This is a genomic window from Aliarcobacter cibarius (assembly GCF_013372265.1).
GTDB lineage: Bacteria > Campylobacterota > Campylobacteria > Campylobacterales > Arcobacteraceae > Aliarcobacter > Aliarcobacter cibarius.
This window is the reverse complement of sequence record NZ_CP054051.1, coordinates 2029659-2045152: the sequence shown is the minus strand read 5'-3', so window position 1 is coordinate 2045152 and position 15494 is coordinate 2029659. Positions and strand designations below refer to the sequence as shown.

15 protein-coding genes are annotated in these 15494 nt (G+C 27.7%); 13 read left to right on the top strand and 2 right to left on the bottom strand.

The window, feature by feature from the left end:
• Nucleotides 1-125: 125 nt before the first annotated feature.
• The 11 genes from tkt to chrA all read left to right on the top strand — a co-directional run bounded on the left by tkt (nt 126) and on the right by chrA (nt 9492).
• Nucleotides 126-2042: a transketolase gene (tkt, locus tag ACBT_RS10300; protein WP_024774513.1), complete on the top strand. Its 1917-nt coding sequence runs from the start codon at nt 126-128 to the stop codon at nt 2040-2042.
• Between the two features lie 81 nt (nt 2043-2123).
• Nucleotides 2124-2483, top strand: a complete 360-nt coding sequence (locus ACBT_RS10295; protein ID WP_024774514.1) for a gamma-glutamylcyclotransferase family protein — start codon at nt 2124-2126, stop codon at nt 2481-2483.
• Nucleotides 2484-2566: 83 nt separating this feature from the next.
• The gene (locus ACBT_RS10290) at nt 2567-2968 is read left to right on the top strand and encodes an arsenate reductase ArsC (protein WP_024774515.1); all 402 of its coding nucleotides are present in this window, start codon (nt 2567-2569) and stop codon (nt 2966-2968) included.
• Nucleotides 2969-2987: 19 nt separating this feature from the next.
• Nucleotides 2988-3311: an arsenite efflux transporter metallochaperone ArsD gene (gene arsD, locus ACBT_RS10285; RefSeq protein WP_024774516.1), complete on the top strand. Its 324-nt coding sequence runs from the start codon at nt 2988-2990 to the stop codon at nt 3309-3311.
• A 1-nt stretch (nt 3312) separates the two neighbouring features.
• Complete coding sequence (gene arsA / locus ACBT_RS10280; protein ID WP_024774517.1) at nt 3313-5052, top strand: arsenical pump-driving ATPase; 1740 nt, start codon at nt 3313-3315, stop codon at nt 5050-5052.
• Between the two features lie 8 nt (nt 5053-5060).
• The gene (locus ACBT_RS10275) at nt 5061-5369 is read left to right on the top strand and encodes an ArsR/SmtB family transcription factor (protein WP_024774518.1); all 309 of its coding nucleotides are present in this window, start codon (nt 5061-5063) and stop codon (nt 5367-5369) included.
• Nucleotides 5366-6616 (top strand): arsenic transporter, encoded by a 1251-nt coding sequence (locus ACBT_RS10270; protein WP_024774519.1) that lies wholly within the window; start codon nt 5366-5368, stop codon nt 6614-6616. The genes ACBT_RS10275 and ACBT_RS10270 overlap by 4 nt, the downstream gene beginning before the upstream one ends.
• Before the next feature lie 21 nt (nt 6617-6637).
• The gene (locus ACBT_RS10265) at nt 6638-7111 is read left to right on the top strand and encodes an arsenate reductase ArsC (RefSeq protein ID WP_024774520.1); all 474 of its coding nucleotides are present in this window, start codon (nt 6638-6640) and stop codon (nt 7109-7111) included.
• Nucleotides 7112-7135: 24 nt separating this feature from the next.
• Nucleotides 7136-8095 (top strand): permease, encoded by a 960-nt coding sequence (locus ACBT_RS10260; RefSeq protein ID WP_024774521.1) that lies wholly within the window; start codon nt 7136-7138, stop codon nt 8093-8095.
• Nucleotides 8096-8099: 4 nt separating this feature from the next.
• Entirely contained in the window at nt 8100-8333 is a 234-nt protein-coding gene (locus tag ACBT_RS10255) for a thioredoxin family protein (RefSeq protein ID WP_024774522.1), read from the top strand.
• 4 nt (nt 8334-8337) lie between these two features.
• On the top strand, nt 8338-9492 hold the full coding sequence (gene chrA, locus ACBT_RS10250; RefSeq protein ID WP_024774523.1) for a chromate efflux transporter: 1155 nt from the start codon (nt 8338-8340) through the stop codon (nt 9490-9492).
• A 21-nt stretch (nt 9493-9513) separates the two neighbouring features.
• Here chrA and ACBT_RS10245 read toward each other — a convergent pair whose 3' ends face one another.
• Nucleotides 9514-9918: a DUF350 domain-containing protein gene (locus ACBT_RS10245; RefSeq protein WP_024774524.1), complete on the bottom strand. Its 405-nt coding sequence runs from the start codon at nt 9916-9918 to the stop codon at nt 9514-9516.
• A 132-nt stretch (nt 9919-10050) separates the two neighbouring features.
• On the opposite strand from ACBT_RS10245, the gene ACBT_RS10240 reads away from it, so the two are divergent.
• Entirely contained in the window at nt 10051-10515 is a 465-nt protein-coding gene (locus ACBT_RS10240) for an ankyrin repeat domain-containing protein (protein ID WP_034218439.1), read from the top strand.
• A gap of 39 nt (nt 10516-10554) precedes the next feature.
• Here the strand turns inward: ACBT_RS10240 and ACBT_RS10235 are convergent, their stop codons facing one another.
• The gene (locus ACBT_RS10235) at nt 10555-11871 is read right to left on the bottom strand and encodes a cation:dicarboxylate symporter family transporter (protein WP_024774525.1); all 1317 of its coding nucleotides are present in this window, start codon (nt 11869-11871) and stop codon (nt 10555-10557) included.
• A gap of 141 nt (nt 11872-12012) precedes the next feature.
• On the opposite strand from ACBT_RS10235, the gene ACBT_RS10230 reads away from it, so the two are divergent.
• Complete coding sequence (locus tag ACBT_RS10230; protein WP_024774526.1) at nt 12013-15486, top strand: acyl-[ACP]--phospholipid O-acyltransferase; 3474 nt, start codon at nt 12013-12015, stop codon at nt 15484-15486.
• Nucleotides 15487-15494: the final 8 nt, after the last annotated feature.

Here is a 15494-nt window from a genome sequence, read left to right as displayed (position 1 = left end):
AAAAAAAAGCTGTTAAATGACACTTAAAGAAAATGATGACATTTAAATATAAAAAAAGTATTAAACATAGTTTGGATATAATCATTTAAATTTAAAAAATCAAATTCTTTCAATTTAGGATAATCATGTCAAAACAATTATTACAAAAACAAGCAGATACAATCAGATTTTTAGCTGCTGATATGGTACAAAGAGCAAATTCAGGGCATCCAGGAGCACCTATGGGAATGGCTGATATTGCAACAGTGTTAAGTAAACATTTAAATATAAATCCAGCAGATGAAAAATGGATAAATAGAGATAGATTAGTATTCTCTGGGGGTCATGCAACGGGACTTGTATATTCACTATTACATTTATGGGGATTTGATGTTTCTATAAATGACTTAAAAAATTTTAGACAATTAAATTCAAAAACTCCAGGACATCCAGAATATGGACATACTCATGGAATTGAGATTACAACTGGGCCTTTAGGTCAAGGAATTGCAAATGCAGTTGGATTTGCAATGGCAGGAAAATATGCTCAAAATATTCTTGGAAAAGATGTAATAAATCATAAAGTTTATTGTTTATGTGGGGATGGAGATTTACAAGAAGGAATTTCTTATGAAGCAACTGCAACAGCAGGACATTTAAAACTTGATAATCTTGTAATAATTTATGATTCAAATAATATTACTATTGAAGGTGATACAAGTATTGCTTGGAGTGAAAATGTTAAAAAAAGATTCCAAGCTATTGATTTTGAAGTAATTGAAATAGATGGACACAATTTTGAACAAATTGATAAAGCTTTAGTATCTGCAAAATCTTCAACTCAACCTGTTTTAATTATTGCAAAAACAGTTATTGCAAAAGGTGCAGTTGAAATGGAAGGAAGTCATCATTCACATGGAGCACCTCTTGGAGTTGAAGAGATAAAACAAGCAAAAATCAAAGCTGGATTTAATCCTAATGAAGAATTTTTTGTTGCTGCTGATGTAAAAGGTGCCTTTGATAAATTAATAGTTGGTTCAACTGCTCAAAATGAGTGGACTGAATCTTTAAGTTCTGAAGTAAAACAAAGAATAGAAGAATTAAAAAATCCAGATTTTGACAAAATAATATATCCTACTTTTGAAGCAGATACAAGTGTTGCTACAAGAGATTCAAACCATAAAATACTAAATGCAATTGCAACAGCAATTCCAGGATTCTTGGGTGGAAGTGCAGATTTAGCACCATCAAATAAAACTGAGTTAAAAGGAATGGGTGATTTCCCAAATGGAAGAAATATTCACTTTGGAATAAAAGAACATGCTATGGCAGCTATTACAAATGCGATGAATTTATATGGATTATTTAGAGTTTATAGCGCAACATTTTTTGTATTTAGTGATTATTTAAAACCAAGTGCAAGAATTGCAGCTTTAGCAAATATTCCACAACATTTTATTTGGACACATGATTCTATTGGAGTTGGAGAAGATGGACCAACTCACCAACCAATTGAACATTTATCTCAATTTAGAGCGCTACCAAATTTCTATACTTTTAGACCAGCAGATGCTACTGAAAATGTTGATTCATGGAAAGTTGCTTTAAAAATGAAGGCTCCAACAGCATTTGTTTGTTCAAGACAAGGTTTAAAAGTTTTAAAAGATGAGAAAGCCTATGGAGATGTTTCAAATGGTGGTTACTTATTAAAACAAAGAGAAAATGCAAATATTACAATAATGGCAAGTGGTAGTGAAGTAATGCTTGCTCTTCAAACAGCTTGTGCTTTAGAAAAAGAAGGAATTATTGCAAATATAGTTTCTGTTCCTTGTTTTGATTTATTAGTTGAACAAAGTGAAGATTATATCAATAAAATTGTTGATCCAAAAACAAAAGTTTATGCAGTTGAGGCTTCAAGAGCTTTAGAATACTATAAATTTGCAGATGTTGTATTTGGAATGGATACATTTGGTGCAAGCGGACCTGCTGATAAATTATTTGAGGAATTTGGATTTACTATAGATAAATTAAAAGAAAAAATAGTAGCTGATTTCAAAAAATAAATAATAAGCAAAGATAAGACTTTTTATCTTTGCTTTTCTACAAAAACTTATATAAAACTTCCATTCTTAAAAGGAATAATTTTGAAAGAATCTTTATTTGTGTATGGTACTTTGATGCCAAATTGTCCAAATGCTTTTGTTTTAGAAAATATTGTTGGAAAATTTGTAAAAGCTAGAGTAAAAGGTAAATTAATAGATGCTGGATGGAGTGCTAGTATGGGATATCCAGGAATTAGATTAGATGCAGGAAATGATACTATTCATGGATTTTTATTTTATTCAGACAATTTGATTAATCACTGGGATAATCTTGATAAATTTGAAGGTGAAGAGTTTGAAAGAAAAGAAGTTGTTGTAGAAAGATTTGATGAGATGGAAGTTCAAACTTATATTTATGTGTTAAAAGATGAAATAGTTTTAATGCATGATGAAAATAGATAATTTTCAATTCTAATATATCAAGATATCTTGATATATTAGAATAATTTTGATAATATTCTTTTAATTTAGAAAAGGATATAAAAATGGGCAAAAAAGTTTTGATTTTATGCACAGGAAATTCTTGTAGAAGTATTATTGCTGAAGCACTTATAAATGCAAAGTTAGATGGAATTAGTGCAGATAGCTCTGGAGTAAGAGCTAGTGGAAGAGTAAATCCAAATGCTAAAAAGCTTTTAGAAGATAAAGGTATTTGGAAAGAAGAGTATCATTCTAAAACTATTGATAAAGTAATAGATAATGAGTATGATTTAGTAGTTACAGTTTGTGACCATGCAAACGAGACTTGTCCAATGTTTCCCAAAGCAGTAAAAGTAATTCATGTTGGATTTGAAGATCCTGATGGAAAAGATTTTGAAACATTTGAAGCTACATATAATAAGATAGAAAAAATTTTACTTCCAAAAGTTGTTAAGGCTTTAAAATAATATTATAAAGGAAAAAATAGTGAAAACTTTAAAAATATATGATCCTGCAATGTGTTGTCCTACTGGAGTTTGTGGAACAAGTGTTGATACAAAATTAATACAATTATCGAATTTTATAAACTCATTAGATAAAAGTATGTTTGAAGTAAAAAGATTTGGATTAAGTACAAATCCACAAGAGTATGTAACAAATAGTGAAGTATCAAAATTGCTAAATACTGAAGGTGTTGAAGTATTACCTTTAATTTTTTTAGATGATGAACTATTGTTTAAGGGTGATTATCCAACTGTTTCTGAACTTAGTTCTAAAATGGGTTTAGCCTCTTTTGTGGCAAAGTTTTAATATGAAAGATTTAATTAAAAAAATACCACAATTTCTATTTTTTACCGGAAAAGGTGGAGTTGGTAAAACTTCAATGTCTTGTGCAATAAGTGTTACATTAGCAAAAGAAGGTAAAAAAGTTTTACTTATTTCAACAGACCCTGCTTCAAATTTAGATGAAGTTTTAGACACGAAACTAAACTCTACTCCAACAAAAGTAAATGGTTTAGAAAATCTATATGCTATGAATATTAATCCAGTTGTAGCAGCATATGAATATAAAGAAAAAATGGTATCACCTTTTAGAGGAGTTTTACCACAAGCTGCAATTGATCAAATGGAAGAGCAATTAAGTGGAGCTTGTACAGTAGAAATTGCAGGGTTTAATGAATTCTCAAAATACGTAGGTGATATTGATATCTCAAAACAATATGATCATATAATACTTGATACTGCACCAACAGGGCATACTTTAAGACTTTTAAAACTTCCTAGTGCTTGGAATACATTTATTGAAGATAATGATACAGGAACTTCTTGCTTAGGTGCAGTTTCAGGACTAAAAGAAAATAAAAAACTTTATGAAAATGTAGTTGAAAATTTAAAAAACAAAAATAAAACACTTTTAATTTTAGTATCAAGGGCTGAAAAACTCTCACTTATTGAAGCATCAAGAGCTTCAAAAGAGTTAGCTTCTCAAGGAATCAAAAATCAACATCTAATAATAAATGGATTATTTGAATCAGATGATGAAGATGAAATAGCAAAAAGTTTTGAAAATATTTCTAAAACAGCATTAGAAAATGTTGATGAGACTATTAGCTCTTTAGATAAAACAGTTATTAGATTTTATCCAAATGGTGCAGTAGGACTAGTGAGTTTAGAAAATATAATTAATGCTTCAAAACCAAAACATATAGAAGGAGTTGAAGATAAACTAAGAAAACTGAAAGCCGATGTTTTAAAAAATATTTGTTCTTGGGATAGCTTAATAGACGATTTTGAAAAAGATAAAAATGGTCTAATAATGACTATGGGAAAAGGTGGTGTTGGAAAGACAACTATTGCTTCAGATATTGCATTTGAATTAGTAAAAAGAGGTCATAAAGTAATACTTTCAACAACAGATCCAGCTTCACATTTAGAGTATATCTCAAAATCAAATGAAAATTTAACTATTGAAAAAATAGATCCAAAAGTTGAAACTCAAAAACATATAGATGAAGTAATAGCTTTGAATGAAGGAAAAATATCAGCTCAAGATATGGAGCTGTTAAAAGAAGAGTTAACAACTCCTTGTATAGAAGAAATTGCTGTATTTAAAGCTTTTGCAAAAACTGTTTCAAAAGCAAAAGATAGTTATGTAGTTTTAGATACTGCACCAACTGGGCATACTTTGCTTTTACTTGATGCTTCACAAGCTTATCATAAAGAAGTATTAAAAAATCAAAATCAAACTATGGAAAAAGAGTTAGTTGAACTTTTACCTTTGATAAAAGATGAAAAATATACAAAAATTTTACTAGTAACCCTTCCAGAAGCAACTCCAACGCATGAAGCAAAAGATTTACAAGAAGATTTAAAAAGAGCTGGAATTAAACCTTATTCTTGGGTTATAAATAGAAGTTTTGCATTGACAAATAGCTCAAATAATCTTCTTTGTCAAAAATCATTAAATGAGATAGAATATATTAATGAAATAAAAAATAGTTTGAGTTCTAAGACTTTGATAAAGCCTTGGACTCTAAAACAAAATTTTTAAGAGGATGAATGGATAATTTTTTACAAACAATAGGTGCTATAAATGATGAAACAAGAGTTAAAATATTAAACTTTATTAACATACATAATGAAGTTTGTGTTTGTGATATTGAAAGCTCTTTTTCAATGATACAATCAAGAGTATCAAGACATCTTAAAATTTTAAAGGATGCCGGATTTTTAAAAGTAGATAGAAGAGGACGATGGGCTTATTATAGTATTAGAACACCTCTAGATGTTTTTAGACAATCAATTTTAAAAGAGATAAGCTATTTGGGATTAGATACTCCAATTTCAAAAAAAGAGTGTGATTTATGATTGTTGCTAGTTTGATATTTCTTTTAACTTTAACATTAGTAATAGTTCAACCAAAAAATATTCAAATTGGAACAAGTGCTATTTTTGGAGCTTGTATTGCACTTATATTTGGTGTTGTAAATTTTAATGATGTTTGGGATGTTTCAAATATAGTTTGGGATGCTACACTAGCATTTATAGGGATTATTATTTTATCTATGGTGTTAGATGAAATAGGTTTCTTTGAGTGGGCTGCTCTTAAAATGGCAAAATTTTCAAATGGAAATGGAATAAAAATGTTTATTTATTCTATTTTATTAGGGGCTTTTGTGTCAGCTCTTTTTGCAAATGATGGAGCAGCACTTATATTGACTCCCATATTATTAGCAAAAATGAGAATCTTGCAATTAAACCTAAAAACAATAATTGCATTTTTGCTTGCAGGTGGATTTATAAGTGATAGTGCATCGTTACCTTTTGTATTTTCAAATCTTACAAATATAGTAACTGCTAATTATTTTAGTATCGGTTTTGCACAATATTTCCTTGATATGATAATTCCATTTATTGTAAGTGTTGTTATTTCGACAATTTTTTTATGGATTATTTTGAGAAAAGATATTCCAAAAACTGTTGATATTAGTTTGTTAAAAGAACCAAAAAGTGTTATAAAAAATATGAAATTGTTCTATTTTTCTTGGGTGTTTTTAGTTTTACTTTTAGGAGCATATTTTTTAGGTGATGCTTATGATTTACCTATTTCAATTTTTGCATTAGGTGGAGCAATTGTATTTTTAATTATTGCAACTGTTTCAAAATCTGTGGAACCTGTAAAAATTATAAAAGATGCACCTTGGCAGGTTGTTTGGTTTAGTATAGGTTTATACATTGTAGTTTATGGTCTAAAAAATGCTGGACTTACAGATTATTTGACAATAATTTTAAAAGATTTAGCACTTCAAGGAAATACTATAGCAGTTTTAGGAACAGGCTTTATAGCCGCATTTTTAAGTGCAATTATGAATAATATGCCAACAGTTATGATTATGGATATAGCTTTAGGAGATATTGGAAATCAAGCTATGATTTATGCAAATATTATTGGTTGTAACCTTGGACCAAAAATGACACCATTTGGTAGCCTTGCTACGTTATTATGGTTACATGTACTGGCCAAAAAAGGTGTTAAGATATCATTTATAAAATATAGTAAATTTGGTTTAATAATAACACCACCTGTACTATTTATAGTTCTTTTAGCAGTTTAATTTTATTTTAGGAGAGAAAATATGAAAACAAAAGTTTTATTTGTATGTAGTGCAAATACAACAAGAAGTCAAATGGCCGAAGCTTTACTTAGAAAGTATGGAGGAGAAGATTTTGAAGTAGATAGTGCTGGAATAAATCCAGGAGTATTAAATCCTTTGGCTGTTGAAGTTATACTTGAAGATGAAAATATGGATATCTCTTCATATCAAACAAACAAAGTAATGGATTATTACAAAGAAGGAAGACATTATCACTATGTAATAACTGTTTGTGATGATGCTTCAAATGAACCTTGTCCAGTTTTTCCAAGCCTTGATGGAGTATTACATTGGAATATTACAAGCCCTGCATCTGATGGATCAATTGATAGAAAAAAAGCAAAAATAAGAGTTTCAAAAGATGAGCTAAAAGAAAATATTCTAAAATTTATTAGTTTAGTAAAAAATCAGCATATTAAAAATGGATTCCCAGAATCTTGGCGTTTAAATAAATAATAAAAATATATAAAAGGTTTAATCATGTTTGGATGGTGGGACAGCTTAAGTGCTAAATTTGTATTCGATATATTAGGACTTGTAAAAGGTACACAACTTGGTGATGCTGTTCATTTTTTTATATTTGATACAGTAAAAATATTCATATTGTTAATAAGTATAATATACTTTATTACATTTATACAAAGTTATTTCCCATTGGAAAAAATAAGAGTTTATTTAAGTGGAAAAAGCAAAATTGTAGGACATGTTTTAGCTGGAGTATTTGGAATTATAACTCCATTTTGTTCTTGTAGTGCAATACCTCTTTTCTTAGGATTTTTACAAGCTAGAATTCCTTTAGGAGTTGCTTTTACATATTTAGTTTCTGCACCACTTAGTGACCCAGTTGTATTTGCTTTATTAGCTTCAATATTTGGATTTAAAGTAGCAATACTTTATGTACTTTTTGGAGTAATTATATCAATTATAGCAGGACTTATTATTGGTTTTATGAAGATGGAAAAAGAAGTTTTAATCGAAGTTAAACCTCTTGATAACATAACTTATACAGATGATAAGACTTTATTTAAACATAGAGCTAAAGAGTCATGGTATTACTCTGTTGATATATTCAAAAAAATATATTTATATATAATAATTGGAGTAGGTGTTGGTGCATTTATTCATGGGTTTATTCCTGCTGATTTTATTGCAAAATACGCAGGTGGAGATGTTTGGTACGCTCCAATAATAGCAGTTCTTGCTGGAATTCCTATGTATTCAAATGAATTAGGGGTTTTACCTATAATTGAAGTATTAACTCAAAAAGGTGTTTTAATAGGAACAGCAATATCATTTATGATGGCAGTAGTTGCTCTTAGTTTACCTGAAGCTATGATTTTAAAAAGAATATTATCTATAAAATTAATAGCAATATTTTTTAGTATAGTAGGTTTTGCAATACTAATTGTTGGATATTTATTAAATTATTTAGTAGGATAAAAAAATGAAAATAGAAATTTTAGGAACAGGTTGTAGTAAGTGTAAAGCACTAGAAGAGGCTACAAGAAAAGCAGTTGCTCAAATTGGTGGATTTCATGAAATAGTAAAAGTTGAAGATATGATAGAAATTATGAATTATCAAATTATGAGTACTCCAGCACTTGTTGTAGATGGTGAAGTTAAATCAGCTGGAAAATTACTAAGTGTTGATGATATTGTAAAAATTTTATCAAAATAGAAACATGTCAAATTTAATAGATATATTTTATAGATTTTTACTCTTGGGCTTAGTTAGTTTTGGTGGACCAATAGCTCATATAGCTTACTTTAGAAAAACTTTTGTAGATAAACTAAAATGGCTTGATGATGAGAGTTACACAAAAATTGTAGTTCTTAGTCAATTCTTACCAGGACCTAGCTCTTCACAAGTTGGATTTACAATAGGTCTAAGAAGAGGTGGTATTTGGGGAGCAATTTTGGCTTTTATAGCTTTTACTCTTCCCTCATTTATTTTTTTATATCTTATTTGGTACTTTGGAATTTTAAAAAATGATAGTATTTATGTAAATAGTGTAATATATGCTTTAAAACTTTTTGCAGTGGTTGTGGTGCTTGATGCAACTTTAAGTATGTTTAAAAGTTTTTGTAAAGATAAAATTACGATAACTATTTTCTTTTTAGCATCTATTTTACTTATATTTTTTAGTTCAGTATTTAATCAAATCTTTGTTTTATTTTTATGTGTAATTTTTGGTTTTTTATTTATTAAAAGTGAAATAAAAACGAAAGAAAAAATTGTTTCTCCAAATTTTTTAATTTTATCAATATTTTTAGCTCTTTTATTTTTAGCATTTAGCTATGAGTTTAAAAATGAATTATTAAATCTATTTTTTGATTTCTATAAAAGTGGTAGTTTAGTTTTTGGTGGAGGACATGTTGTTTTACCATTATTGCAAGAGAGCTTAGGTGAAAAAGTAATTAATGACACATTTTTAGTTGCTTACTCATTAGCTCAAACAGTTAGTGGACCAATGTTTACAATAGCAACTTACTTAGGCGCTGATATTATAAAAGAGAGTCCATTTTTAGGGGCAATTATTGCAACTTTTGGGATATTTCTTGGAGGTTTCTTACTAATACTGTCATTTTATAAAAGTTTTGAAAGCTTTTCAAAAAATGAAAAACTATCAAGAGTTATAAAAGCAATAAATGCTGGTGTTGTTGCTCTTTTATTTGCAACATTGATAAATACAATAATACCAAGTGCTATATATTCTATATTTGATGCAGTGTTAGTTTTAATTGGATTTGTTTTAGTTAGATATTTAAAAGTTAATATTTTTTATATTATTTTAGGATTTATATTTATATTTTCAATAAAAGCACTTTTTTCTTAGAATTAGCTAAGTCAATGAGTTTTAATAACTCATTGAACCAGCATTTAATAAACCAATCGCAATTGATAAAAATGCCATTAAAATTCCGACAGGAATTATACCCTCAACAATTTTTGATTTAAAAGAGTATTTTCCATTTAATCTAGTAACTATAAATGCAAATATTAATTGAATTAAAATTGCAATTATTCCCCAAATAGCAAAATCTATATAAGAAACAGAGTGAACTAAAGCACTATATAAAGGAATTGAAACTCCAATAATTGCTCCTCCAAATCCTAATGCTGCTGCAATGTTATTACCTTCGAAAATTAAATTATAATCATCATAAGGTGTAACAATGGCATATAAATAAAGAAACGCAACTACAAGTATAACTGCTGTAATAAAAAATCCTAAGAAACTCAAGAATAAGCTAATTTCCATACAATCTATCCTTTTTTTATTTTATTTTATCTAAAAAATTCTATGCTTTATTTGAAATCAAATTTTTAAAATTAAATAAACTTTAATAATTAATATATTATGATACTCATTATCAATAATAGGAAAGATAAAATGTGTAGTAATATATTTTTAAATAGTAAGTTAAATCAAAAAAATTCTTCAACAATATTTACGGAATTAATAGAAAATAATAGTTGGGATATTTTAATAAAAATGTTTTCTTTAAGAATTTTAGATGTAAACACTCGAGATTGTAAAGGAAGAAATGCTTTATACTGGGCTATGTTAAAAAATAAAGCAGATGTAATTAAAATATTAATTGATTTAAATATAGATCAATTTGTAAGTCCAAATCTTTTAGCTATGAATTTTGCAGTTTATCTTGACAATGTAAAAGTTTTAAGATGTTTAAAAAATTGTGGTTTAGATTTAGATGTTATAGATGAGGTAAACACAACACCACTTATTTATGCAATTTTATATAAGAAATCAAATAGTATAAAATTTTTATTAAGCAATGGAGCAGATGTAAATCACGAAGATTTTATGGGGAATTGTCCAAAAAATTTAATATAAAATCAATGAATATTATTCATTGATTTTATAAAGAGGTTATTAACCAATAGTACTTTTGATTTTATCTGGATTATCAAGAGCATACTTGAATTTTTCCATATCAATCTTTTTGTCCCAAACACCAACAACAACTGCTGCTACTGCATTTCCACAAAGATTTCCAACTGCTCTAATTTCACTCATGAATTTATCAACTCCAAGTAAAACAGCAACTGTAACCATAGGAATTGCTCCACCCATAGCACCAAGTGTTCCAGCAAGAACTATAAATCCTGAACCTGTAACCCCTACTGCACCTTTTGAAGTAACCATTAAGATTAAAATAATAAATAATTGTTGCTCAATTGTAAGAGGAATATTAAATGCTTGCGATAAGAATATAATTGATAAAGCAAGATAGATATTTGTACAATCAAGATTAAATGAGTATCCTGTAGGTAAAACTAATCCTGTAACTGATTTATTTACTCCAGCATTTTCTAATCTTCTCATTAAAGGAGCAAGTGCAGATTCACTTGAAGATGTAGCAAATACTATTAAAACTTCTTTTTTTATGTATCTCATAAACTTAAAAATATTAATTTTAAATACAGCAGTAATTAATCCAAGAATAACAAATATAAATGCTAAAACAGATACAAGCATAACACCTAAAAGACTAGCCATATTAATTAAAGAATCTATTCCAAATTTACCAATTAAAAATGACATTGCAGAAAAACTTGCAATTGGAGAAAACCACATAATAAAGATTAATATTTTAAAGAAGAAGTTTTGAGCAACTTCAACAGGTTTTAGAATTTTTGGTCTATATTTTCCACCAAAGATAGATATTAAAATAGCTATAGTTAAAGCCATAACTAAAACTTGAAGAGTTTGACCATTTAAAAATGGAGTAATAGGATCTGTTGGAATAGCATTTTTTAGGATTTCCCAAATGTCTCCAACTTTATTTGGATCTACACTAGTATATTTCTCAACACTTTTTGTATCTAGTGCAGCAACATCCAAGTTCATCCCATCTCCTGGTCTAAACCAGTTACCAAAAATAACACCAATTGCTAAAGCAAAAGTACTAACTATTTCAAAGTAAATGAAGGCTTTAAAACCTAAACTACCTAACTCTTTTAAATTTTCTAAACTCACAATTCCATAAATAATTGTAAGAAATATAATTGGTCCAACTAACCATTTTAGTATTTTAATAAACCAATCAATTCCAGGTTTAGCTTCAATTCCTAAAGCAGGATTGACATAACCAACTATAATCCCAGCGATTATCCCAAAGATAACCCAAAAGGCTAGACTTTTTAACGTATAGTCTACCCAAGTTCTTGTTTTTATTGATTCTTCCAAAGTTTGCGTCCTTTTTTTTGAATAAGAGAAAATTATATCGAAAAAAGGTTAAATATTATTTACTGTTTAAAATTTATTACAATATTTTATTTAGCTTTAAGTATAATTCATGATATTTATATTTATAAACAAGGTAAAAAAATGCAGAAAATAACGGATATTTTTGTGATAAAAATGGCATTTTTATTTGTGGTTTTTTGCAATGCATTTGTTGATGTAACACATAAAGTTTTATTACAAAATATTGCTTTTAAAGTATTTGATGGTTCTACTCAAGTTATTTGGATATCTATTATAAATGCATTAATAATTATTCCATTTCTTCTTTTGTTTACTTTTAGTGGATATTTAAGTGATAAGTACAATAAAAGAGATATTTTAATTTATGGTGCACTTTCTTCTTTATTATTATCAACTTTAGTAATTTTTGCTTATAGTACAAATAATTTCTACTTTGCTATGTTTACTCTATTTCTATTGGCTGTTCAAAGTGCAATTTATAGTCCTGCAAAATTTGGAATAATTATGGATATATATGGGAAAAAATATCTATCAAGAGGAAATGCAGCACTTCAATCTATATCAATTATTGCAATATTATTTGCAATAGGTACAGCTTCTTATTTTTTTGAAAGTTTTTATATTTCAAACAATCTTCATCTTTTGCAGAGTAAAGAAGAGCTTATGGAAGCAATTAAACCTCTTACATACTATATATTATTTGTTGCATTTTTAGAGATGTTTGTTTCATTTGTATTTTTAAGAAGAGTGGTGACTACTTATAATTCAAATAGTAATCTCGTTTTAAATAAAAAGGCTCTCTTTCAAGGGAAACTTTTAATTGAAAATATAAAGCTTATAAAAGAAAAAGATGTAATATTTTTAAGTGTAATTGGATTGTCTGTTTTTTGGGGAGTTTCTCAGGCAACAATGGCAGTTTTCCCATCTTATGCAAAGATGTACTTACATATTGATAATACATTTATTATAAATGGAGTAATTGCAGCCTCAGGTATTGGAATAGCAATGGGCTCAATATTATATGCAAAAATTTCAAGACATTATATTGAATTAGGAACTATTCCTTTAGCTGCTTTTGGGATGGCATTAACACTTTATATTTCAACAGTAGTTAATACTCCTTTTATGCTAGCTTTAAATTTCTTATTTTTCGGATTATTTGGAGGTTTGTTTATTGTTCCTCTGAATTCATTAATTCAATTTAATGCGAAAAAAAAGATTTTAGGTACCATTCTTGCAGGAAATAATTGGTTCCACTCACTAGCTATGTTCTTTATGTTAGCACTTACAACTTTTGTCTCTTTTTACAATTTAGATCCTCTCAAAACATTGTATTTAATTTTATTTATAATTATAGTTGGAACATTATATACAGTTGTGAAACTTCCACAATCACTAGTTCTTCTATTTTTAAAATTTATTGTAGGTTTAAGATATAAATTAGAGATAAATGGTATAAAAAATATCCCTTCAAATGGTGGAGTACTATTGTTAGGTAATCATATATCTTGGATAGATTGGGCAATAATTTTAATGTCTGTTCCAAGAGAAGTAAAATTTGTAATATTTAAACCAATTTATGAAAAGTGGTATTTAACGTGGCTTTTTAAATTGATACATGCTATACCAATTTCAAGTACAGTTAATAGAACAACAATAAAAACTATCGCAAGTGAGTTGGATGCAGGAAATGTAGTTGTTCTTTTTCCAGAAGGTACAATATCAAGAAATGGTCATTTAGGAGAGTTTAAAAGAGGTTTTGAAAAAGTTTTAGAAAGTTGTTCAACTGATGTAAAAGTAATTCCATTTTATCTAAGAGGATTATGGGAAACAATGTTTAGTAGAGCAAATAAGAAATTTAAAGAATCCAAAAAAACAAATATTGTAACTGTATGCTTTGGTAGAATTATGTCCAAAGAGAATGCAAATGTTCAAAGTGTAAAAAATGAAGTTTTTGCACTTTCAAGTATTGCATGGAGAGAACATATAAAGGAATTAAAACCTTTAAATGAGATTATTTTTAAAAGCTTAAAAGATTCATCTAATAGAACAATTTTTACTGATTCAACTGGAATTACTTTAAGTGGAACAAAATTTTTAACAGTTACTGTTTTATTTAAAAATATTTTCAAAAAAAGGTTAAACTCAAATAATATTGGAATATTATTACCAACAAGTAGTGCAGGTGCTTTTATAAATTATATGATTCTTTTGATGGGAAAGATAGCAATAAATTTGAATTTCACAGCATCAATTGAAAGTTTAAAGTTATCAATTAAAAAATCAGATATAAAAGTTATCATAACTTCAAAAAGATTTATTGATAAACTTGAATCTAGAGGAATAAAAATTTCAGAAATATTTTTTGATATTGAAGTACTATTTCTTGAAGAAGAACAAAAAAAGATAACTAAAATAGAATCTATATTTGTATATTTTTCAATCAAACTTTTACCTACTTTTTTATTAAAACTAATGTACTTGAAAAAAACTTCTAAAGATGCCACTTCTATCATTTTATTTTCTTCTGGAACTGAAGGAACACCTAAGGGAATTGAGCTTAGTGGAGATAATATTTTAGGAAATGCAGAACAAATAGCAAATATTTTAAATGTTAATGATGATGATGTAATTTTAGGTTCATTACCATTGTTTCATGCTTTTGGAATTGTAGTAACTACTTTTTTACCTTTAATACAAGGAATAAAATGTGCAGCTTTTGCAGATCCAACTGATGGATTAGGAATAGCTAAAATGGTAAGTAGAGAAAGAGTTTCTATAATGTGTGGAACATCAACATTCTTTAGGTTATATACAAAAAATACAAAAATCCATCCTTTGATGTTTGATAGTTTAAGATTGGTTGTCGCGGGTGCTGAGAAATTAAGAGAAGATGTAAGATTTGAATTTAAAAAAAGATTTGGAAAGGATATTCTTGAAGGCTATGGAACAACAGAAACTTCTCCAGTAGCTACTTGTAATCTTCCAGATAAAATTTCAGAAGATTTTGAAGTTCAAGTAGGTCAAAAGATTGGAACAGTTGGTATGGCAATACCTGGAACGGATATAAAAGTAGTAGATCAAATTACTTTTGAAGAGTTGAAAATTGGAGAGGAAGGAATGGTAATAATATCTGGTATTCAAGTAATGAAAGGATATTTAAAAGATGAAGAAAAAACTTCTAAAGTTCTAAAAAAACTAAAAAATAGAACATATTATATCACTGGGGATAAAGGAAGATTGGATACGGATGGTTTTTTAACTATTGTTGATAGATATTCAAGATTTGCAAAAATTGGTGGAGAGATGATAAGTCTTGGAGCCGTTGAAGAAAAAATTTCTAAAATTTTAGGTGATAATAGTATTGATTTTATAGCTTTGGCAAAAAGTGATGAGAAAAAAGGTGAAAAAATAGTATTACTAGTTTCAAATATAAGTTTAGAACTAATTGATAGTTTAAAACAAAGGATGATAAAAGAGTTTGATAATAAGTTGATGATACCAGAAACTATAAAACTAGTTGATGATATACCAAAACTTGGTAGTGGAAAAAAAGATTATGTAAAAGCAAAAGAGCTTTTAGATAGCTTGTAAAAATAGTT